General features: G+C 72.4%; 18 protein-coding genes. 4 read left to right on the forward strand and 14 right to left on the reverse strand.

Features of this window, described 5'->3' with window-relative positions; all coding sequences use genetic code 11:
• From ACIHIX_RS27430 to ACIHIX_RS27440, 3 genes are read right to left on the reverse strand one after another with little or no spacing between them, the layout of a single operon-like run.
• The gene (locus tag ACIHIX_RS27430; protein ID WP_399960579.1) at positions 1 to 744 is read right to left on the reverse strand and encodes a sulfite exporter TauE/SafE family protein; all 744 of its coding nucleotides are present in this window, start codon (positions 742 to 744) and stop codon (positions 1 to 3) included.
• Complete coding sequence (locus ACIHIX_RS27435; RefSeq protein WP_399960581.1) at positions 741 to 1,124, reverse strand: rhodanese-like domain-containing protein; 384 nt, start codon at positions 1,122 to 1,124, stop codon at positions 741 to 743. Before ACIHIX_RS27435 ends, ACIHIX_RS27430 begins: the two co-directional genes overlap by 4 nt.
• Positions 1,125 to 1,146: 22 nt before the next feature.
• Entirely contained in the window at positions 1,147 to 2,517 is a 1,371-nt protein-coding gene (locus ACIHIX_RS27440; protein WP_399960583.1) for a rhodanese-like domain-containing protein, read from the reverse strand.
• Positions 2,518 to 2,716: 199 nt separating this feature from the next.
• Here ACIHIX_RS27440 and ACIHIX_RS27445 point away from each other — a divergent pair, with 199 nt between their 5' ends.
• Together ACIHIX_RS27445 and ACIHIX_RS27450 are read left to right on the forward strand one after the other, a co-directional pair.
• Complete coding sequence (locus tag ACIHIX_RS27445) at positions 2,717 to 3,505, forward strand: SAM-dependent methyltransferase (protein WP_399960585.1); 789 nt, start codon at positions 2,717 to 2,719, stop codon at positions 3,503 to 3,505.
• A 155-nt stretch (positions 3,506 to 3,660) separates the two neighbouring features.
• On the forward strand, positions 3,661 to 4,767 hold the full coding sequence (locus ACIHIX_RS27450; protein ID WP_399960587.1) for an NAD(P)/FAD-dependent oxidoreductase: 1,107 nt from the start codon (positions 3,661 to 3,663) through the stop codon (positions 4,765 to 4,767).
• Here ACIHIX_RS27450 and ACIHIX_RS27455 read toward each other — a convergent pair.
• From ACIHIX_RS27455 to ACIHIX_RS27495, 9 genes are all read right to left on the reverse strand, one after another.
• Entirely contained in the window at positions 4,752 to 5,402 is a 651-nt protein-coding gene (locus tag ACIHIX_RS27455) for a CoA transferase subunit B (protein ID WP_399960589.1), read from the reverse strand. The two genes, ACIHIX_RS27450 and ACIHIX_RS27455, sit on opposite strands and share 16 nt — an antisense overlap.
• Positions 5,399 to 6,154 (reverse strand): CoA transferase subunit A, encoded by a 756-nt coding sequence (locus tag ACIHIX_RS27460; protein ID WP_399960591.1) that lies wholly within the window; start codon positions 6,152 to 6,154, stop codon positions 5,399 to 5,401. Before ACIHIX_RS27460 ends, ACIHIX_RS27455 begins: the two co-directional genes overlap by 4 nt.
• An 18-nt stretch (positions 6,155 to 6,172) precedes the next feature.
• Positions 6,173 to 6,898 (reverse strand): SDR family NAD(P)-dependent oxidoreductase, encoded by a 726-nt coding sequence (locus tag ACIHIX_RS27465; protein ID WP_399960593.1) that lies wholly within the window; start codon positions 6,896 to 6,898, stop codon positions 6,173 to 6,175.
• Positions 6,895 to 7,866: a fumarylacetoacetate hydrolase family protein gene (locus tag ACIHIX_RS27470; protein WP_399960595.1), complete on the reverse strand. Its 972-nt coding sequence runs from the start codon at positions 7,864 to 7,866 to the stop codon at positions 6,895 to 6,897. The genes ACIHIX_RS27465 and ACIHIX_RS27470 overlap by 4 nt, the downstream gene beginning before the upstream one ends.
• A gap of 62 nt (positions 7,867 to 7,928) precedes the next feature.
• Positions 7,929 to 8,861, reverse strand: coding sequence for a VOC family protein (locus tag ACIHIX_RS27475; protein ID WP_399960597.1), 933 nt, complete (start codon positions 8,859 to 8,861; stop codon positions 7,929 to 7,931).
• Between the two features lie 4 nt (positions 8,862 to 8,865).
• Complete coding sequence (locus ACIHIX_RS27480; protein ID WP_399960599.1) at positions 8,866 to 9,882, reverse strand: amidohydrolase family protein; 1,017 nt, start codon at positions 9,880 to 9,882, stop codon at positions 8,866 to 8,868.
• Positions 9,879 to 11,027: an FAD-dependent oxidoreductase gene (locus tag ACIHIX_RS27485; RefSeq protein WP_399960601.1), complete on the reverse strand. Its 1,149-nt coding sequence runs from the start codon at positions 11,025 to 11,027 to the stop codon at positions 9,879 to 9,881. Before ACIHIX_RS27485 ends, ACIHIX_RS27480 begins: the two co-directional genes overlap by 4 nt.
• A 150-nt stretch (positions 11,028 to 11,177) precedes the next feature.
• On the reverse strand, positions 11,178 to 12,134 hold the full coding sequence (locus ACIHIX_RS27490; protein WP_399960603.1) for a cyclase family protein: 957 nt from the start codon (positions 12,132 to 12,134) through the stop codon (positions 11,178 to 11,180).
• Positions 12,131 to 13,111 (reverse strand): fumarylacetoacetate hydrolase family protein, encoded by a 981-nt coding sequence (locus tag ACIHIX_RS27495; protein WP_399960605.1) that lies wholly within the window; start codon positions 13,109 to 13,111, stop codon positions 12,131 to 12,133. Before ACIHIX_RS27495 ends, ACIHIX_RS27490 begins: the two co-directional genes overlap by 4 nt.
• Positions 13,112 to 13,247: 136 nt before the next feature.
• Between ACIHIX_RS27495 and ACIHIX_RS27500 the strand changes: the two genes are divergently transcribed.
• Entirely contained in the window at positions 13,248 to 14,159 is a 912-nt protein-coding gene (locus ACIHIX_RS27500) for a LysR family transcriptional regulator (RefSeq protein WP_399960607.1), read from the forward strand.
• A gap of 30 nt (positions 14,160 to 14,189) precedes the next feature.
• Here ACIHIX_RS27500 and ACIHIX_RS27505 read toward each other — a convergent pair whose 3' ends face one another.
• Both ACIHIX_RS27505 and ACIHIX_RS27510 read right to left on the reverse strand, forming a co-directional pair.
• Positions 14,190 to 15,440 carry an MFS transporter gene (locus tag ACIHIX_RS27505; protein ID WP_399960609.1) on the reverse strand — a complete coding sequence of 417 codons (1,251 nt, stop codon included), beginning with the start codon at positions 15,438 to 15,440 and terminating at the stop codon, positions 14,190 to 14,192.
• Between the two features lie 242 nt (positions 15,441 to 15,682).
• On the reverse strand, positions 15,683 to 17,659 hold the full coding sequence (locus ACIHIX_RS27510; RefSeq protein ID WP_399960849.1) for a nitrate- and nitrite sensing domain-containing protein: 1,977 nt from the start codon (positions 17,657 to 17,659) through the stop codon (positions 15,683 to 15,685).
• 415 nt (positions 17,660 to 18,074) lie between these two features.
• Here ACIHIX_RS27510 and ACIHIX_RS27515 point away from each other — a divergent pair, with 415 nt between their 5' ends.
• Positions 18,075 to 19,667: an MFS transporter gene (locus ACIHIX_RS27515; RefSeq protein WP_399960611.1), complete on the forward strand. Its 1,593-nt coding sequence runs from the start codon at positions 18,075 to 18,077 to the stop codon at positions 19,665 to 19,667.
• Positions 19,668 to 19,856 lie beyond the last annotated feature (189 nt).

Genomic DNA, 19,856 nt, shown 5'->3' on the forward strand with positions numbered 1-19,856 from the left:
TCACCGCACCACGCCGACGCCCATGGCCAGCGCGATCGTCAGCAGTACGGTCCCGAAGGCCCGTTGGAGCGCCGCGGGGGACACCTTCGCGGCCAGCCGTCCGCCGTCCCACGCCCCCAGGACGGCGGTCGCCAGGAACGGCATGATCAGCGCCCAGTCCAGCTGGACCGCCGACTGGGCCCGGGCCGCGAGCGCCACCAGTGCGTTGGCGACGATGACCAGCAGACTGGTCCCCACCGCCGCGCTCATCGGCACCGCCAGCACGGTCACCAGCGCGGGTACGGCGAGAAACCCGCCGCCGACCCCGAGGAACCCGGTCACCGCGCCGAGTCCGGCACCGGCCGTCGCGGCCCGGCCGTTCGACACCGTCGCGGCCTGCCGGGGCGTACGACGACGCAGCATGCGTACGGCGGCCAGGGCGGCCAGCGCCGCGAACATCAGCGTGAGCAGGGCCGCGGGCAGCCGCGCGGCGAGGACCCCGGCCACCGCGGCGGGCAGCAGACCGGCCGCCGCGAACAGCAGCCCGGCCCGCCAGCGCACCGCCCCCGCCCGGGCGTGCGCCACCAGAGCGGTGACCGACGTGACGATCACGATGACCAGGCTGCCCGTGGCCGCCGCGGCGGGGGTGAAACCGAGCAGGTAGATCAGCGCCGGGACGGTCAGGATGCTCCCGCCCGCGCCCAGTGCGCCGAGAGCGAGACCGACCAGGGCGCCGGCGAGCAGGGCCAGGACGAGGGCGGTCATATGACGGTTCCAGGGGTGCCTTCGACGGGGCGTCCCGGGTCTTCGAAGGGGAGTCCCGCGCCTTCGACGGGGAGTCCCCGCGCTGCCCAGTCGCGCATGCCGCCGATCACGTCGACCGCCTCCACACCGCGTGCGGCGAGCAGGGCGGCGGCCTGCCGGGAACGGTTGCCCGAGCGGCAGATCAGCACCAGCGGGTGGGCGGTCTCGGGGAGATGGGCGGTCGCGATCCGGGAGAGCGGTACATGGTGGGCGCCGGGGACGTGACCGGCCCGGAACTCGTCCGTCTCGCGGACGTCGATCAGGGCGGCGGTGCCGTCGCGCACCAGCCGCTGCGCCTCGGTGGCGGTGACACGGGGGGTGCCGGGGAAGTCGTACCTCATGCGTGTTTCCTGATCCCCGGCGTCAGCCGGTGGTACAGAGCGTGAGCCCCGCCTCGGCCGCCGCCGCGTAGCCGTCGTCCACGGCCACCACCTCGCGTCCGGCCGCGTCGAGCACGGACGCGGCGATGGCGGCGCGCATACCGCCAGCGCAGTGCACCCACACGGTGCCCTCGGGCACCTCGTGCAGACGGTGGTGGAGCTGGTGGACGGGGAGGTGGACGCTGCCCTCGATCCAGCCGGCGGCGGTGCGCTCGCCGTCCCGGCGGACGTCGACGACCACCACGTCCTCGCCGCGCGCGCGGGCGGCGGCCAGATCGGCGAACGTGGCCCGGCGGAAGGACGCGGGCGCGGTGCCGTCGGCGATCCAGTCGGCGGGGGTGCCGACGGCCGCGGCGGCCGGGCGGTCGATGCCGACCCGGGTCAGTTCGCGCTGGGCGCGCGCCAGGTCCGCGGCGCTCTCCGCGAGGAGGGTCACCGGCTTGCCCCACGGGATCATCCAGGCGAGATAGGTCGCCAGCTGTCCGTCGACCTCGAAGTTGAACGCACCGGCCACATGCCCGGCGGCGAACGCCACCCGGCCGCGCAGGTCCACGACCCACTCCCCGGCCGCGAGCCGCCGGGCGATCTCCTCGGCGTCGGCGACGCCCGGCGCCGTCAGGTCCACGGGGGCGGGGCCGCCGGAGTTGGCCGGGCCCATGTGGGCGTAGTAGGCGGGTATGTCGTCGAGCCCGGCCAGCAGCTCCTTCACGAAGGTGTCCACGTCCTGGAGGAGCCCCGGGTTGGACGTCTTCTCGCCGCCGATCGTGCCGCCCGCGCCGCCCGCGGCGGAGGAGGAGCAGAAGCTGCCGAAGCCGTGCGTGGGCAGGACGGTGACCTCGTCGGCCAGCTCCGCCGCGAGCCGGTGCACGGAGGCGTGCTGGGCCCGGGCCAGCCGCTCGGTCAGCCGGGGTTCGACCAGGTCGGGGCGGCCGACGCCGCCGATCAGCAGCGACCCGCCGGTGAAGGCGGCCACCGCGTGCCCCGCCTCCGCGAGGACGTACGAGGTGTGGTGCGGGGTGTGTCCGGGCGTGGCCACCGCCCGCAGCGCCAGGTCCTCGTCGACCGGCTGCACGTCCCCGTCGGCGACCGGGACCCGGGCGTACGCCACCTCCGCCCCGGCCGGCACCAGATAGCGGGCGCCGGTCAGCCGGGCCAGCTCCAGGCCGCCGGTGACGTAGTCGTTGTGCACATGGGTCTCGGCGACGGCCACGATCCGCACGCCGCGCAGCGCCGCCCGGGCGAGGACGCGGTCGATGTCACGGGGCGGGTCCACGGCCACCGCGGTCCGGGCGCCGCCCGCGAGGTAGCTGCGGTTGCCCAGCCCTTCGGTCTCCAGGGTGTCGACAAAGAACACGAGGTCCCTCCTTCACGAAATTACCCCCGGGGGTATCTGTCTCCCAAGGTAACAGATACCCCCGGGGGTATTAATCCGCCGGTTCGGGGCCGCTGTCGTGACGGGCCTGGCCCCTCGGGCGAACTCTGGCTGCCCGCCCAGAAGTTGATGTGTGAAACTGTCGTCGGTCGATCACGCAGGTCATCAAGGGGAGTGGAACGTGACGCAGGACGGCATCGTCGGGGAGATCGACACCAGCAGGCCGCACCCCGCCCGGATCTACGACTATCTGCTGGGCGGCAAGGACCACTACGAGGTGGACGAGGAGGCGGGCGAGCGGCTCGTCGCCGTCGCGCCCGAGGCGCGGGTCAGCGTGCGGGCCAACCGGGACTTCCTGCGCCGGGCCGTCCGGCACGTCGTCGGCGAGGGCGTCCGCCAGATCCTCGACGTCGGCACCGGGCTGCCCACCTCGCCGAACGTGCACGAGATCGCCCACGAGGCGGCGACCGACGTACGGGTGGCCTACGTCGACAACGACCCGATCGTGAAACGGCACGCCGACGCGCTGCTCAGCCGCACGGGGGAGACGAGTATCGTCCTCGCCGACCTGCGCGATCCGCGGAGCATCGTGGACCATCCCGAGGTGCGTCGGGTCATCGACTTCGACGAGCCGGTCGCCCTGCTGCTCGTCGCGATCCTGCACTTCGTGACGGACGCGGAGAAGCCGGGGGAGATCGTCTCCACCCTGCGTGACGCTCTCCCGGACGGGAGCTTCCTCGTCCTTTCGCACGCCACGGGTGACCTCTTCGAGCGCACCGACGCACAGGCCGTCTACAAGAACGCGACGGCCAGCATGAACCTGCGCAGCCACGCCGAGGTCGAGCGCTACTTCGACGGCTTCGACCTCCTGGAACCGGGACTGACCCAGGTCCCGTTCTGGCGCCCCGACGGGCCACTGCCGGCCGACGCCGCCTCGATCGGCTTCTACGGGGGCGTCGGCCGGAAGTAGCGGAACGGAACGCGCGGCGCGCCGGACTCCCCCACGGGTCCGGCGCGCTTTGGTCTCACCTCTCTTCACGGGACTCGCACACGGCCCGCCCATTGCTTGAGGTTTCAAGTGTTACTGTCGCGCTCATTCCCCCCACCAGGCACAGGAGATCCGTTGTGCACGACGGCAACGTAGTGGTGATCGGCGGCGGTTACGCGGGTGTCCGCCTCGCGAAACGACTGGACGCGACGGCGCGGGTCACGCTCGTCGACCGCAAAGAGGTCTTCTTCCACCGCATCGCCTCGCTGCGGGCGGGAGTGCGCCCGGAGTGGACGGTGACACCCTTCATCCCGTACGACCGCCTGCTCACCCACGGCCGGGTGGTCACCGGCAAGGCGGTCCGCATCGACACCGCCGGGCGCGAGGTCCGACTGGCCACGGGGGAACGCCTGCCGTACGACGTGCTGGTCATCGCCACCGGGGCCGACTACCCCGAACCCGCGCGCTTCGCCGGCGCCACCGCCGAGGAGGCCGCCAAGTCGTTCGGCGAGCACCAGCGCAAGGTCGCCACCGCCCAGCACGTCCTCGTCGTCGGCGGCGGCCCCTCGGGTGTCGAACTCGGCGCCGAGATACGCCTGGCCCGCCCCGGCGCCCGGGTCACCCTCGCCCACTCCGGCCCCGAACTGCTGCACTCCACGGGCAGCGCCCGCGCCGGACAGAAGGCCCGCGCCTGGCTGGAGGCGCACGACGTGGAGGTGCGCCTCGACTCCTTCATGTCGCCAGGCAACGACTTCGGCACCTACCGCGACGCCCACGGCACCGTCATCGAGGCGGACGCCTCCTTCTGGGCGACCGGCACCACGCCCAACACGCTGTGGCTGCGCCTGGCCGGACACGGCGCCTGGCTGAACGGGACCGGGCACGTCAAGGTCGACACCATGCTCCAGGTCGACGGGTACCCCGACGTGTTCGCGGTCGGCGACGTCAACGACGTGGGCGAACTCAAGGTCACTCCGGCGGCCCTCGCCCAGGCCGAGGTCGCCGCCCACAACATCCGCGCCTACCTGCGCAGTTCAGGCCGGCACGGCAAGAAACCCCGCGCCTACCGCGCGGTCCACCGCACCCCGCTCATCGTGCCCTTCGGCCCGGCCGACGGCGTGACCATGCTCCCGGTACCGGGCGGCGAGAGCGCGGTCCTCGGCGGCCGTACCACCACCCTGGCCAAGGCGAAGACCCTCATGACCCCGTTCATGAGACGGCAGTTGGGCTACACCGCGGCATGAGTGCCGGCCCGGGCGAGCGGCGCGTCCGTCCGCCCGGCGATGTACTCGGCGCTCACGCCCGGCGCGCACTCGACGAGGACGAGCCCCTCGGACGTGACGTCGAGGACGCCCAGGTCGGTGATGATCCGCTGCACACAGCGCTCGCCGGTGAGCGGCAGCGCGCACTCCCGGACGATCTTGGGGCTGCCGTCCTTGGCGGTGTGCTCCATCAGGACGACGACCCGGCGGGCGCCGTGGACCAGGTCCATCGCCCCGCCCATGCCCTTGACCATCTTCCCGGGGATCATCCAGTTGGCCAGGTCCCCGCGCTGCGACACCTGCATCGCGCCCAGCACGGCGGTGTCGATGTGGCCGCCCCGGATCATGCCGAAGGACATGGCCGAGTCGAAGAACGCGGCACCCGGCAGCACGGTGACCGTCTCCTTGCCCGCGTTGATGAGATCCGGGTCGACCTCGGCTTCCGTGGGACAGGGGCCGGTGCCGAGGATGCCGTTCTCGGAGTGCAGGACCACCTGGACGCCCGGCGGGAGATGACCGGGGATCAGGGTCGGCAGACCGATGCCGAGGTTGACGTAGGAGCCGTCGGTGAGTTCGGCGGCGGCGCGGGCGGCCATCTGGTCGCGGGTCCAGCTCATGCTCGTACGGTCCTCTTCTCGATGCGCTTGTCGTCGGCCTGAGCAGCCGTCAACTCCACCACCCGCTGGACGAAGATGCCGGGGACGTGCACCGCCTCGGGGCTCAACTCGCCTGGCTCCACCAGCTCTTCGACCTCGGCGACGGTGATCCCGCCGGCCATGGCCGCCAACGGGTTGAAGTTCGCGGCGGCCTTGCGGAACACCAGGTTGCCGTGGCGGTCGCCGCGCCAGGCCCGTACGAGGGCGAAGTCGGTGGTGATGCCGTGCTCCAGGACGTGCGGGCGGCCCCGGAAGGTGCGGATCTCCTTCGGCGGCGAGGTGACGGACACCGAGCCGTCGGACGCGTGACGCAAGGGCAGGCCGCCGCCCGCGACCTGGGTGCCCACGCCCGCCGGGGTGTAGAAGGCGGGGATGCCCGCGCAGCCGGCCCGCAGCCGCTCGGCCAGTGTGCCCTGCGGCACCAGCTCCACCTCCAGTTCGCCGGAGAGGTACTGCCGGGCGAACTCCTTGTTCTCGCCCACATAACTGCCGGTGACGCGGGCGATCCGGCCGTCCGCCAGCAGGATGCCCAGGCCGAGGCCGTCGACCCCGCAGTTGTTCGACACGACCTCCAGGCCACCGGCGCCCTGGGCGTGCAGGGCCCTGATGAGCACGTCGGGGATGCCGCTGAGGCCGAAGCCGCCGACGGCCAGCGACGCACCGTCGGGGATGTCGGCCACCGCCTCGGCGGCGCTCGCGCGGACCTTGTCCATGAAGCCCTTCCGTTCCCGTTACTTCAGTGCGTCGGACATCGACTTGACCCCGCCGTGCGCGGTGAGACCGCCGTCGACCGGGATCTCGGCGCCGGTGATGAAGGACGCCTCGTCGGACAGGAGAAACACGACGAGCGGGGAGATCTCGTCGACGGTCCCCGTGCGGCCGAGGGGTGTCTCGCGGACGTTGGCCTCGCGGAAGGCGGGCTCGGCGGACGCGGTCATCTCGGTCTCGATGAACCCGGGATGGATCGTGTTGACCCGGATGCCACGCGGTCCCAACTCCAGGGCGGACGCCTTGGACAGGCCGCGCAGCGCCCACTTGCTCGCCGTGTACGCCACCGGGTAGTGGCCGGTCAGGGCCGCGGTGGAGCCGACGTTGACGATCGACGCGCCCGGCCGCATCAGCGGGGCGAGCCGCCGGATGCCGAGGAGCGGCCCGGTGACGTTCACGGCGTGCACCCGGTCGAAGTCCTCGGGGCGTACGTCGCCGAGGCGGGCGCGCCAGGTGACGCCCGCGTTGTTGACCAGACCGTGCACCTGGCCGTACGACTCCCCGATTTCCGCGGCGAGTTCGGCCCACTCCCGCTCGCTGGTGACGTCGAGGCGGCGACAGCCCGGGGCGTCCCGTACATCGGTGGCGATGACCCGGGCGCCCTCGCGGGTGAGCGCCTCCGCCTCCGCCGCGCCCTGGCCGCGGGCGGCGCCGGTGACGACGACCACCTTGCCCAGCAGCCGCTTCACGGCCGCTCCCGGCCACGCCGTCGGCCCGTCGGGAGCGGCAGCGGCGCGGTACCCGCGACGACGGTGTTGGAGACGGTGCCGATGCCCTCGACGGCGAGGGTGACCGTGTCGCCCGGCTTCAGCGGCGGCGGGTCCTGACGGCCGCGCACGCCCCACAGCTCGGCAAGACAGCCGCCGTTGCCACAGGTGCCCGAGCCGAGAACGTCACCGGGGCGCACCCAGGTGCCGCGGGAGGCGTAGGCGGCCATCTCCTCGAAGGTCCAGCTCATGTTGGACAGCAGGTCCTCGCCGATCACCTCGCCGTTGACCGAGGCGGTGAGGGCGAGGCGCAGGAAGCCGTCCGGGTCGCGGTACCGCTCCATCTCGTCGGCGGTGACCAGGAACGGGCCGAGCGTGGTGGCGGTGTCCTTTCCCTTGCACGGGCCGAGGTTGACCTTCATCTCGGCGGACTGGAGGTCACGGGCGGACCAGTCGTTGAAGACCGTGTAGCCGACGATGTGCTCGCGGGCCTCCTCCGGCCCGAGGTCGCGCCCCTCCCGGCCGATCACGGCGGCGACTTCGAGCTCGAAGTCGAGGACGGCCGACCCGGGCGGCACGGGGATGTCGTCGTGCGGGCCGTACACCGCATAGGGGTTGGTGAAGTAGAACGTCGGTGCCGCGTACCACTGCTCCGGTACCCCCGCGTTCCCGTCGATGGACCTGCGCACCCCCTCCACATGCTCCTCGAACGTCACGAAGTCCCGCACGGTGGGCGGCTGGAGCGGCGGCAGCAGCCGCACCTCGGACACCTGCGGGCCGGGCGGCACGTCGAGCGCCACCGCGCCCGCGTCGAGCAGCCGGTCAAGGCCGCCCGTCTCGGTGAGCAGGTCGGTGAGGGAGCGCACGGCGGGCAGTGGATACAGCGTGCCGTCCGTCTCGACGACGGCCACGTGCCGTCGGCCGCGGAACTCGTAGGTGGCGAAACGCATGGAGGGGGTCCTGTCGGGAGGGGTGGATCAGACCGTGGGGCGGATCAGACCGGTGGGGCGGCTCAGACCGGCGGGGCGACGAAGCAGCCGCGGTCGACGTCGTTGAACGACTCCTTGGCGACCAGCTCGTTCATCGGGTTCGCGGTGCCCCACTGGTCGGTGACCTCGGGCTGCGAGAAGTCGTAGACGTGCGGGTGCCAGGTGTCCTCGTCGAGGTTCTCCAACTCCGTCGTGTACTCCACGGTGTTGCCGTGCGGGTCGAGGAAGTACGTGAAGGTGTTGTCGCCCGCCATGTGCCGGCCGGGCCCCCAGACCTTGCGGGCCCCTGAGCGCATCACCCGGCCGGAACCGCGCATGTACTCGTCGATGCCGCGCATCTCGAAGGACACGTGGTGCAGCGCGGTGTGCGGGCCCTGCGCGATGGCCATGGAGTGGTGCTGGTTGCTGATCCGCATGAAGTGCATGACCTCGCCCATGTGGGGTGAGGACAGCGTGTCGGAGAGGCGGAAGCCGAGGTGGGTCTCGTACCACTCCCGAGTGCGGTTCAGGTCGGGGGAGTTGAGGACGACGTGCGACAGCTTGACCGGGATCGACTCCTTCTCCTCGATCCTGCGGTGGCGGCGCACCTCGACGTCCGCGGAGACCTCGATGGTCCGCCCGTCGACGTCGAAGAAGCGGAAGCCGTAGCCGCCTCCAGGGGTGTCGACCTTGCTGGGCTGGGAGATCAACCGCACCCCACCGGCGAGGAGTCGCTCGGCCAGCGTGTCCACGTCGGTGGCCGAGGCCGCGCCGTAGGAGACCAGGTCGAGACGCTTCTCCTCGGCCTTGCGCAGCCGGATCACATAGTGTTCGGGGCTGCCCTCGGCGGCCAGGAAGGAGATACCGGAGTCCTCCCCGACCTTGGTCAGGCCCCAGACGCCGGCGTAGAAGTCGAGCTGCTTGTCGTAGTCGGGCACGGCGAGGTCGACGTGCCGAAGGTGGGTGAGCAGGCGCATGGTGTCAGTCCTTCCGGAGGAGGTCGGCCGCGTTCTTGCCCCGTACGGCCTCGAAGTCGGCGTCGGACAGGCCCGCCGCGCGCAGCGCGCCCAGCGGATCGTCCGTGCCCATGTCGAAGGGGAAGTCGGAGCCGAGCAGGACGCGGTCGGCGCCCGCGGCGGCGACGAGGGCGCGCAGCACGGCCGGGTCGTGGACGAGGGAGTCGAAGTACAGCCGGCGCAGATAGCTGCTGGGCTCCCGGGCGCAGCCCCGCGCGTCGGGCCGGACCCGCCAGGCGTGGTCGGAGCGGCCGATGTGGGTGGGCAGATAGCCGCCGCCGTGCGCCGCGATCAGCCGCAGCCCCGGATGGCGGTCCAGGACGCCGGAGAAGATCAGGTGGGAGAGCGCGGTGGCGTTCTCCGTGGGCTGGCCGACGGTGTTGGACAGGTACCACTGGTCCAGGCGCTCGTCGAGTGTGCAGCCGAAGGGGTGCAGGAGGACGAGGGCTCCGGTCTGCTCGGCCCGGGACCAGAACGGTGCGTATGCCGGGTCCGACAGTTCGCGGCCGGGGGCGTGCGAGGAGATCTCGACGCCTCGTAGACCCAGTTCGAGTGCGTGGTCGAGCAACTCGACGGCCAGATCCGGGTGTTGGAGCGGGACGAGGCCGAGGCCGTACAGCCGCTCGGGGGCCTTGGCGCAGTGGTCGGCGGTACCGGTGTTCGCCAGTCTGCCGATGGTCGCGGCCAGTTCGAGGCCCGCCCAGTAGTGGTAGTGCGAGGGGGAGGGGCTGACCAGCTGGATGTCCACGCCCTGTGCGTCCATCGACGCCAGGCGCACCGCGGCGTCCGTCAGCCGCGGGATGCGGGCGCCGACCATGGGGCCGTTCACCGCGAGGGCCGCGGGGCCGTTGCGGCGGGCGTCCAGGGCGCGGGCCTCGGCGAGGCCGGGGCCGGGGTGACCGGCGGCGGCCTCCTCGATCTCCGGGAGGACGAGGTGGGCGTGGACGTCGATCGTCGGCACCGGAGTCGAGCGCGTGGTCACGGGAGGTCCTTGAGGGCTGTCATGGTGCGGTGCATCAGTCCGGGCACGTCCGCGTCGCGCACCCCGTCCAGCAGCCACTGGCCGAGCTGGACGGAGGCGTCGACGACCAGGCGTACCCGGGGCAGCCGCCGGGCGTGGTAGTCGGTGAGGAGCCGGTCGAGGGGCTCCTCGGCCCAGTCGTCCAGGCCGGTCAGCAGCTCGGCGAGGACCAGGACGTCCTCCAGGGACATCGCGGCACCCTGGGCGAGCGTGGGCGGACAGCAGTGCGCGGCGTCGCCGACCAGCACGACCCGGCCGCGATGCCACGGTCCCTCCACCAGGTGCCGGTCGAACCAGGTGTAGTTGACGACCGTCGGATCGGTCAGTGCCTCGCGGATCTCGTCCCACGCGCCGCCGTACCCCTCGGTGAGCGCCCGCATCTCGTCGGCGAAGCCCGCCGGGTCGATCGAGGCCCGGTCGCGGGCGGGTTCGACGAGGTACGCGTAGACCGTGTCCTCGCTGGTCGGGCAGTACCCGGCGATGAAGCACCGGCCGGCGTAGACCATCTCGGTGCGGCGGACCCCGGTGGGCCGGGGCGCCGGCGCACGCCAGATGCCCATGCCGGTGGGCCGGGGTTCGTCGGTGACGCCGATCATCCGGCGGGTGGCCGAGCCGAGGCCGTCGGCGCCGACGACGAGGTCGTAGCGGCGGCGCGTGCCGTCCGAGAAGGTGACGTCCACGCCCTTGCCGTCCTGTTGGAAGGCGGTGGCCGTGGTGGCGAGGCGGATGTCGGCGCCCGAGGCGCGGGCCTCGTCGATCAGGAGCTGTTGCAGCCGGGGGCGCTGCATGCCGATGTGGGCGGGCAGGTCGTCGCCGCCGGTGCGCAGCTCCTCATGGGCGGCCAGCACGGATCCGTCGGGGGTGAGGATGGCGACGCCCTCGGCCTTGTAGCCCTCCTTCACGATGGTGTCGAGGACTCCGACCTCGCGCAGCACCCGCAGGGCGTTGCCCTGGAGGGTGATGCCCGAGCCGGCGGCCGCCTTCCAGTCGGGGCTCGCCTCGACGAGGTCGACGCCGATCCCGGCTCGGCGCAGCAGCACGGTCAGGGCGTTTCCGGAGGTGCCTCCGCCGATGATCAGGACAGAGGGGGCGAGGCTGTCAGCCATGTCGGGGATACCTCCCGGGTGGGGCCGCGCGGCTTCGGGCGGCGGGGTCGGATGGAGGGCGAGCGGGGTTGCTTGACGGTGAGCGGGTTCAACTGGGTGGCGAGAGGGGCAACTTGAAGGCGGTCGGGTTCAACTGGGTTGCGATAGGTGCTACTTGACGGCGATCGGGTTCACGGGGGAGCCGACGGCGCCGGTGATGGGGAGCGGGGCCGCGGTGAGCCAGAACTCGTACACGCCGTCGTCGGCGCAGTCCGCCGCGAGCGCGTCGAGGTCCCACATCTCGCCGATCAGCAGGCCCATGTTGGGGATGGCGACCTGGTGCAGCGGCTGGAAGGCGTGGTCGAACTCGTTGGGCCGCACCTCGAACCCCCAGGTGTCGGTGGCGATCGCGGCGATCTCGGTGCGGTGCAGCCAGCCGGCGCTGGTGAAGGAGAGGCCGGGTGCGGGCCCGCCCGCGTAGTCGCCCCAGCCGTCGCGCTTGACGCGGGCGAGTTGTCCGGTCCGTACGAGGACGAGGTCACCGCGGCCGACGGTCACCCCATGGGCCTCCGCGGTCGCGGTGAGGTGCTCCTCGGTGACGGCGAAGGAGTCGGGCAACTCGCCTTCGGCTCCGCACACTCGGCCCACGTCCAGCAGGACGCCGCGGCCGGCGACGTACGGCGCCATGTGCTCGATGCCGGTGACGAGGTCGCCGTCGGAGGTGACGACCTGCTCGGCCGCCCGCCCGTTCCAGGCCTTGCCGTGGTCGAAGATGTGCCCGAGCCCGTCCCACTGGGTCGAGCACTGGAGCGGCATCGCGATCACGTCGTCGGCGCCGCCGATGCCGTGCGGGAAGCCCTGGTTGCCGAGGGCGGCGTCGGTGCCGGTGTCCAGCATGGTGTGGACCGGGTTGGTCCGCCGCCGCCAGCCCTTCTGCGGGCCGTTCATGTCGAAGCGCTGCGACAGCGAGAAGCTCACCCCCCGGCGGACCAGGGCGGCCCCCTCGCGCCGCTTGGCCTCGTCGAGGAAGTTGAGGGTGCCGAGGACGTCGTCCGCACCCCAACGCCCCCAGTTGGAGAACTCCTTGGCCGCCTCGGCGATCGCGCCCTCGGGGTCGTGCCGGTTCACACGCTCTCCCCGACACAGCGGGTGCGCTGCACGCCGAGACCGGTGATCGAGCCCTCCATGACGTCACCGTCGCGCAGCAACCGCCCCCAGTGGATGCCGTTCCCGGCCGGGCTGCCGGTCAACACCAGGTCGCCGGGCAGGAGTCGGGAGGTCTGCGAGACGTACGACACCAGCCGGGCGACACCGAAGAGCATGTCCTTGGTGGACTCGTCCTGCATGGTGTCGCCGTTGAGCTTGAGGGTCACCCGCAGATCACCCGGGTCCGCGATCGACCCCGCCGGCACCAGCCAGGGGCCCAGCGGCGTGAATCCGGGCGCGTTCTTGCAGCGCAGCCAGTCGGTGCCGATGGCCTTCATGTCCCGGCGGAACACGGTCGCCCGGTCGGTCAGGTCGTTGGCGATCGTGTACCCGGCGACGTACTCCAGGGCCCGCTCGACAGGGACCCGATAGGCGGGCCTGGCGATCACGGCCGCCAGCTCCAGCTCCCAGTCGGGCTGCTCGGCCCACGCCGGGAGCACGACGTCGTCGTACGGCCCCGCGATCGTGCTCGGCAGACCGATGAAGACGTACGGCAGGTCCTCGGCGGCCCGGCGGTCCATGATCGCGGCGATCTCCGCGCGGGCCTCCTCGACCGTGCGCGGGTCGTCGGGGGAGCGGTGGGCGACCTCCAGGTCGATCACGTGCTGCCGGTAGTTGGCGCCGGACTGGAAGATCTGCCGCGGCTCCAGCGGGGCGTGCACCCGCAGGCCGTCCAGCGGCAGCCGGTCGAGGGTGTCGTCGTCCGCGAGACGGTGCAGCAGGGGCAGGGCCTCCTCCCACCGCTCCACCACGGCCCGCACGTCGGACGGCGCCCAGGCCAGGGCCCCGCTCAGGTCGAGCACCCGCTCCCGGGTCACAAGGCCGGGGAAGGGAGCCCCGTCCGGGGTGGAGAACGTGCCGAGCGCGAAGGGGCCGGCAGGTTGCGCGAGCGTTGACATCAGATTTCCTCCAGCTGGGATGCGGTCTACTCTGACCTCGTTCGGCGAATCACGGAAATAGATCCTGCGGATGAGCCACATCCACGCCATGGATAGCCCTTCCATGGACCGCCCCGCACGTCCCAGGTGGTGCCCGGTGAACCTGTCCCGACTCGACCTCAACCTCGTCGTCGCCCTGCGCGCCCTGCTGGAGGAGCGCAACGTCACCCGGGCCGGCGAGCGGGTCGGGCTCAGCCAGCCCGCGATGAGCGCCGCGCTGTCCCGACTGCGCCGGCACTTCGACGACGAACTCCTCGCCCGGACCGGAAACGCCTATGAGCTGACCCCGCTCGGCGTCGCCCTGCGCGATCGCAGCGCCAGCGCCTGTGACCTGCTGGAACGCCTCTTCTCCAGCCAGGCCGACTTCGACCCGGCGGCCGAGACCCGCGAGTTCACGCTGCTCGCCTCGGACTACGGCGCGGCCGTCTTCGGCGCCTCACTGGCCCGCGCGATGCACGAGGAGGCGCCCGGTGTCCGGCTGACCTTCCAGCACCCGGCCCCGTCGGTGGTCGAGAACACGGCGGCCGTGCTCAGCACCGTCGACGGCCTGCTGATGCCGCACGGGGTCATCGACGGCTTCCCCGCGGTCGACCTCTACCAGGACCGCTGGCTGTGCTTGATCGCCGACGACCACCCCGACGTCGGCGAGGAACTCACCCTCGACGACCTCGCCCAGCTGCCCTGGGCCGTATACCAGCGCCCCTACGACGCCCCGGTGGCCCGCCAGCTCAGCATGCTCGGCATCAGCCCGCGCGTGGAGGTGTCCGTGCAGACCTTCCAGCTGCTCCCGCACATGGTCGAGGGAACCCGCAGGATCGCCATGATCCAGGAACGCCTGGCCCGCAGGGCGGTCCGCTCCGCGGCGGTGCGCGTCCTGCCCTGTCCCTTCGAGGCGGTCCCGGTGGGCCAGGCGATGTGGTGGCACCCGGTGCACGCGCAGGACGCGGCGCACATCTGGCTCCGGCGCAAGGCGGAGCAGGTGGGGGAGACGCTGACGGCGACTCGCTAGGGCAGAGGTCCGAGAGACGTCGGCAGCGACCTAGGGGCGCGGGGAACCGCGCGACCAGCCACGACGGCCCGCAGCCGGACGACGACCCAGGAGGCCCACAGCGACACCGCCCGCGGCGACCCCCAACACCCCCACCGCCCCCGCCAGACTCCCCACCACGGCCTCCCCGCCCAGCAGCACCAGCGGACAGACGAACTCCCCGCCGAAGAACGCCGCCATCCACAGCCCCGTCCCGCGCCCCCGGTCCTCGAAGCCCAGCCGGGACATCGCACTCGTCAGCAGGGCCGGCAGCAGCATGCCCGTGCCGACGCAGTTGATCACCGCCCCGACCACCAGCACCGGCGCGTTCCCCGCCACGGACATCACCCCGAAGCCGACCGCGCACACCGCCAGCGCCCCGGGCAGAAGGGCCGCGGGCGCACGCTTCAGCCGCGCGAAGGCCACCGCCCCGCCCACCGTCGCGGCGCTGGCGACCGCGGTGGCCAGGCCGATCACACCGGAGTTCTCGACGCCGAGATCGTCGAGCAGGTACGACATCTCGACCGGCACGGTGTAGAAGACCATCGCCCCGAAGAAGGTGAGCGCGCAGATACCGCCCAACTGCCGCCAGGGGAAGGGGCGTCGGTCGCCCTGGACGACGCTCGCCGCCTCGCCGCCAGTCGAAGGCAGCGCCGAGGCCATCAGGGGCGCCAGCACCAGGCTCACCGCGTACACCCAGAACGGCACCCGCCACCCCGCCGACCCGGCGGCCCCGCCGAGCACGAAGAAGACGGTGGCCGACGCGGAGGCGCACATGGTCTGCAGGGCGAGGTACTTCACGCGCCGCTGCCCGCTGTAGTAGTCACCGATGAGCGTGGTGCAGCACGTCATGATCGCGGCCTCGGCGACCCCGACCAGCGCCCGGCTCGCGATGATCGCGCCGAGGGACTCCAGCCACAGCGGCGCCGTGCCGAACACGGCGTACAGGACGGTCGCCACGATCAGCAGCCGTCTGCGGCCCAGCCGGTCCACGATCACCCCGGCGAACGGGGCGAGCAGCGCGAGCGCCAGCGCCGGGACGGTCAGCGCCAGCGGCACCAGCGCCTTCGCACCGGGCACCGACGCGAAGTGGTCCTGCATCTTCGGCAGCACGGGGGCGATCAGCACCGCCCCCAGGATCGGCAGACAGCTGCCCGCCATGAGCAGCGTCACGCGCAGCAGATGGGCCGGTCCCGAGACGGGGACGGGTGACACGGCGGCGTCTTCCGCCACGGTGGGGGACGGGGACAGGGAACCGGGCATGGCGACTCCGAGGCAGGGGCACGGGAGCGGGCATGCCGGGTGACGCGCCGACGGCGCACGGCATGCGGGGGACGTCCGCACACCTACCGGCCGCGGTGGCCGGGCGCTGCCGGTACGGACAGCGGGGTGCGGGTAGCGACGACTATGGGCGGCCGGGCACGCCCACCGCCATCCCTCCCGCGATCCGAATCCCGTATCCGGCGCATCCACCCCGTGAATGGGCCGGCGTTGTCGCAGGCGCCTCAGAAGGTGCTGTACGCGGGCGCCCCCTGGTCCGCCAGCGTGGTGTACGGCAGCATGACCAGCGCGATGGCGCCGTACTCCGCCCGGGCGGGGCGCAACTGGACGCGGATGCCGTGCCGTTCGGCGAGGCGGCCGACCACGAAGAGCCCCATGCGCTGGGAGATGGCCGCGTCCACGGTGGGCGGGTCGGCGAGCTTGCGGTTGAGGTCGGCGAAGTCCTGCGGGGTGAGGCCGACGCCCTCGTCGTGGATCTCCACCATGGCACGGCCGTCCGGGAGCTGGGCGGCGGTGACGCGTACCGGGCTGCGCGGGGAGGAGAACGTGGTCGCGTTCTCCAGCAGTTCGGCCAGCAGATGCACGAGGTCGCTCGCGGCGCGCGCGTGGACCAGGGTCTCCGGGATGCCGGAGAGCTGGATCCGTTCGTACTGCTCGACCTCGGACGCGGCGGCGCGCACCGTGTCGATCAGCGGCATCGGCTGGTCCCAGCGGTGCCGGGGCTCCTCCCCGGCGAGCACGAGCAGGTTCTCGCCGTTGCGGCGCATGCGCGTCGCCAGATGGTCCAGACGGAACAGGTTCTCCAGCTGGTCGGGATCGGCCTCGTGCTTCTCCAGGTCGGTCAGCAGATGCAGCTGGCCCTCCACCAGCGCCTCGGACCGGCGCGAGAGGCTGGTGAAGATGGTGCTGATGTTGCCGCGCAACAGGGCCTGCTCGGCGGCGAGTTGGACGGCCTCGCGATGGACCTGGTCGAAGGCCCGGGCGACCTCGCCGATCTCGTCCCGGGTGGCGATGGGAATGGGGGCCACCCGGGTGTCCACCGGATGCGGGCGGGGCTGGGACAACTTGTCGACCAGCGCGGGCAGTTGCGTCTGGGCGATGTCCAGGGCGGCGCCGCGCAGCCGGCGCATGCTGCCGGTCATCGAGCGCGCGACCCAGGCGGCCAGTACGAAGGCCAGCACGACGGCGGCGACGACGACCGAGGAGTTGACGACCGCGTCCCGCCGGGCGTCGTCGGAGATCCCCTCGGCCTTGGCGAGCGCGGTGTCCGTCAGCTGCACCTCGACGCTGCGGTAGGCGTCGAAGGCGAGCGTCGAGGCGGTGAAGTAGGACTCCGCGGTGATGCCGTCGGCCGCCAGCCGCTCGGCGGTGGCGCCGGACGAGATCTCGTCGATCATCTCCGCCAGCGTCGGCGGGGCGACGAACGGCTTCCCGGCGTCCTCGGCCTGCTGCGCCGCCCGGGCCGTGAGCGACTGGCCCTTCTCCCGTGCGGTGGCCATGGCCCGGTCCAGCCGCTTCAGGTCCTCGGTGGTCCCGGCGCCGGCGAACTCCTGGAGCGCGACCTGCTGGAGGTAGGCGTAGGACCGGAACGTGGCCAGCTGTACGGCCAGTTCACCGTCCTTGAGCCGGTCGCGGTCCTCGGCCAGGATGCGCTGGCCGATCGCCCGGGTCAGCGACTCGGCGGCCTGGGTCAGCGACATGGCGTACAGGGTGCGGCCGAAACTGGCCTGGTTGCTGCTGCCGAAGCCCAGTTCGTTCGAGAGCTCCATCAGGGGATGCTGGATCAGGTGGTACTTCTCCTCCGTCTGGACGCCGGGGAGCCTGTCCGTGAAGGCGTCCTCGCGCAGCTCCGTCAGCGCCTTCTCGCCGGTGCGGACCGCCGCGACCCGCTGGAGCAGACGGGCCGAGCGCGGCATGTTCGCAACCGCCTCGTCGAAGTCCTCGCGATCCTGGTCGGTGATCGCCCTGGCCTTCGTGATCGCGGGGTCCGACCGCTTCCCCTGGAGCAGCGGGACCACCGACACGTCCCGTTCGTCGATGACGTCACTGGCGTACTTGTTGGCCGTCTGCACCAGTTGGGCGACCCGCACGGCGTCCTCGGCGTCCTGGAGCGTCTCCACGGAGCGCTTCACCCGGAAGGCCCCGAGGGACAGCGCGACGAGCACAGGGATGAGGAGGACGACGTACAGGCGTTTCGCCATGCGCCAGTTCTGCATGGACAGCCGCATGGACAACCGGGCCCGGCTTGCTGTGCTCACGTGCGTGAAGGCCTTTCGTGGTGGGGTCAGGTGAACCGGCGCAGGATCCGGTCCACAGGGCTGTCGTCTCTGCCACGTCCCCTTCTACGACGGCGACGGCCGCGGAGTTCAGCGTCCGGGGCAGCCGCTCGGCGGCAGCGGCGGACCGGCTGCCGCCTGTCGTCCTGGCGCGCGGTCGGCGGCAGGCTCGCGGTGAACCGGGTCCCACGTCGGAGATCCGTGTCTGAGGCCCGTCGGGTGTCGGATTTCCGGGGACCGGTGGCCGCTGGCTAGGTGGGTGCCGTGAGCGGCACCCAAGGTGGTCGCCGTCAGCCACTCCGCGCCCGGTACCCCCGCGCGCCCTCAGGAAGAGTCCCTCGTGAACGCCACGACCACGGCACACGCACCGCAGGAACGACGGGCCGCCACGCTCGTCATGGCCTGCGTCGGTGTGTTCGTCGCCTATCTGCCGGTGACCACCGTCTCCGTCAGCCTGCCCGCCATCCAGCGGGCCCTTCACGCCACCACCGCCCAGCTCTCCTGGGTCTCCGACGCGTTCGTCCTGCCCATGGCCGCGCTCATCCTGACCGCCGGGGTCTTCGGTGACGCCCACGGCCGCAAGAAGGTCTACCAGGCGGGCCTCGCCCTCAGCGGCCTCGGCGCCCTGGTCGCGCTGTGCGCACAGAACATCGAGCTCGTCTGGGTCGGACAGGCCCTCGCCGGCGTCGGCTCGGCGGCCCTGCTGCCCACCACCCTCGCCCTGATCAGCCACGCGGTGCCCGATCCGCGCGAACGCGGCAGGTTCATCGGTCTGTGGGCCACCGCGCTCACCGCAGCCCTCGCCGTGGGCCCGCTCATCGCCGGTGTCGTCCTCGACCACTTCGGCTGGCGCTGGATCTATCTGCTGCCCGTACCGGCCTCGCTCCTCGCGGCCGTCTGCGCGGCCCGGCTGCTGACCGACTCCCGCGCGCCGGGCTCGCGCCGGCTGGACTGGCCGGGCCAGACCACCGCCGCACTGGCCATCACCGCCCTCGTCTACGGGATCATCGAAGGCGGCGCCACGTCCTTCACCGACCCCAAGGTGATGGTCGCGCTGTCGACCGCCGCGGTCGGTGCCGTCGCCTTCGTCCTGGTGGAACGCTCCAGTGCCGACCCCATGCTCGACCTCTCCCTGTTCCGCAGCCCGGCCTTCACCGCCACCACGCTGATCGCCATGATCAGCTTCCTCGGCCTGATCGGGTTCTTCTTCGCCCTCAGCCTCTACTTCGGCATGGTCCAGCAGCTGTCCACGCTCGACGCGGCCTGGCGGCTGCTGACGGTCACGGTGGTCCCGCTCGCGCTCGGCGCCCCCGTCGGCCGCCTGGTCCACCGGGTCCCCCCGCGGCTGCTCATCCCCGGCGGGCTCCTCGTCGGCTCCGCCGCCCTGCTCTCCCTCACCGACCTCGACGCGCACACGTCCTTCGGATCACTGGCCTGGCGGCTGGCCCTGCTCGGCCTCGGACTGGCCTTCGTCATCACCCCGATGACCGCCACCGCGGTCAGTTCGGTGCCGTTCCACAAGGCGGGCATGGCCGCCGCCGGCAACAACGCCTTCCGCCAGGTCGGCGGCGCGCTCGGCCCCGCGATCCTCGGTGCCCTGCTGTCGGCCGAGGCCGTCGACACCCTGCCCGGCCACCTCGCCGACGTCGGCCTCACCGGAGCGACCGCACGGCAGGTCGTCGAGGTCGCCGACCACGACGGCATGGCCGCCGTCGCCGGAATGAACCTCGGCGCGGACACACCCCGCGCCCTGGCCGCCCTGTCCGACGCCTTCCTCGACGGCCTCCAGCTCTGCCTCGCCGTCGCCGCGGTCCTGACGCTGTTCGCAGCCGTCGTAGGAATCCTGCTGCTACGACGCCCAGGCCACACGACGACCACCAAGGCGGCGGGACACAGCCCGGAGACGTCCGAGACGCCATCGCTGACGGCGTGACGGCGTGACGGGTTGGTCCCCGAACACGGGCGACGCCGTCTCGCTCGGCGGGATGGCGCCAGGCCTGCCGGGCCGTGCGCGTCGAGCGGAGCGTCGGTTCGGCGGTGGCGCGGCGTCCGTGGGGACGGGTACGGCGCGCCGCGGGGGCCCGGGATCGCGCAGGATGATCCCGGGCCCCCGCGACCGGGT

The organism is Streptomyces sp. NPDC051913, from assembly GCF_044593635.1.
Classification (GTDB): Bacteria; Actinomycetota; Actinomycetes; order Streptomycetales; family Streptomycetaceae; genus Streptomyces.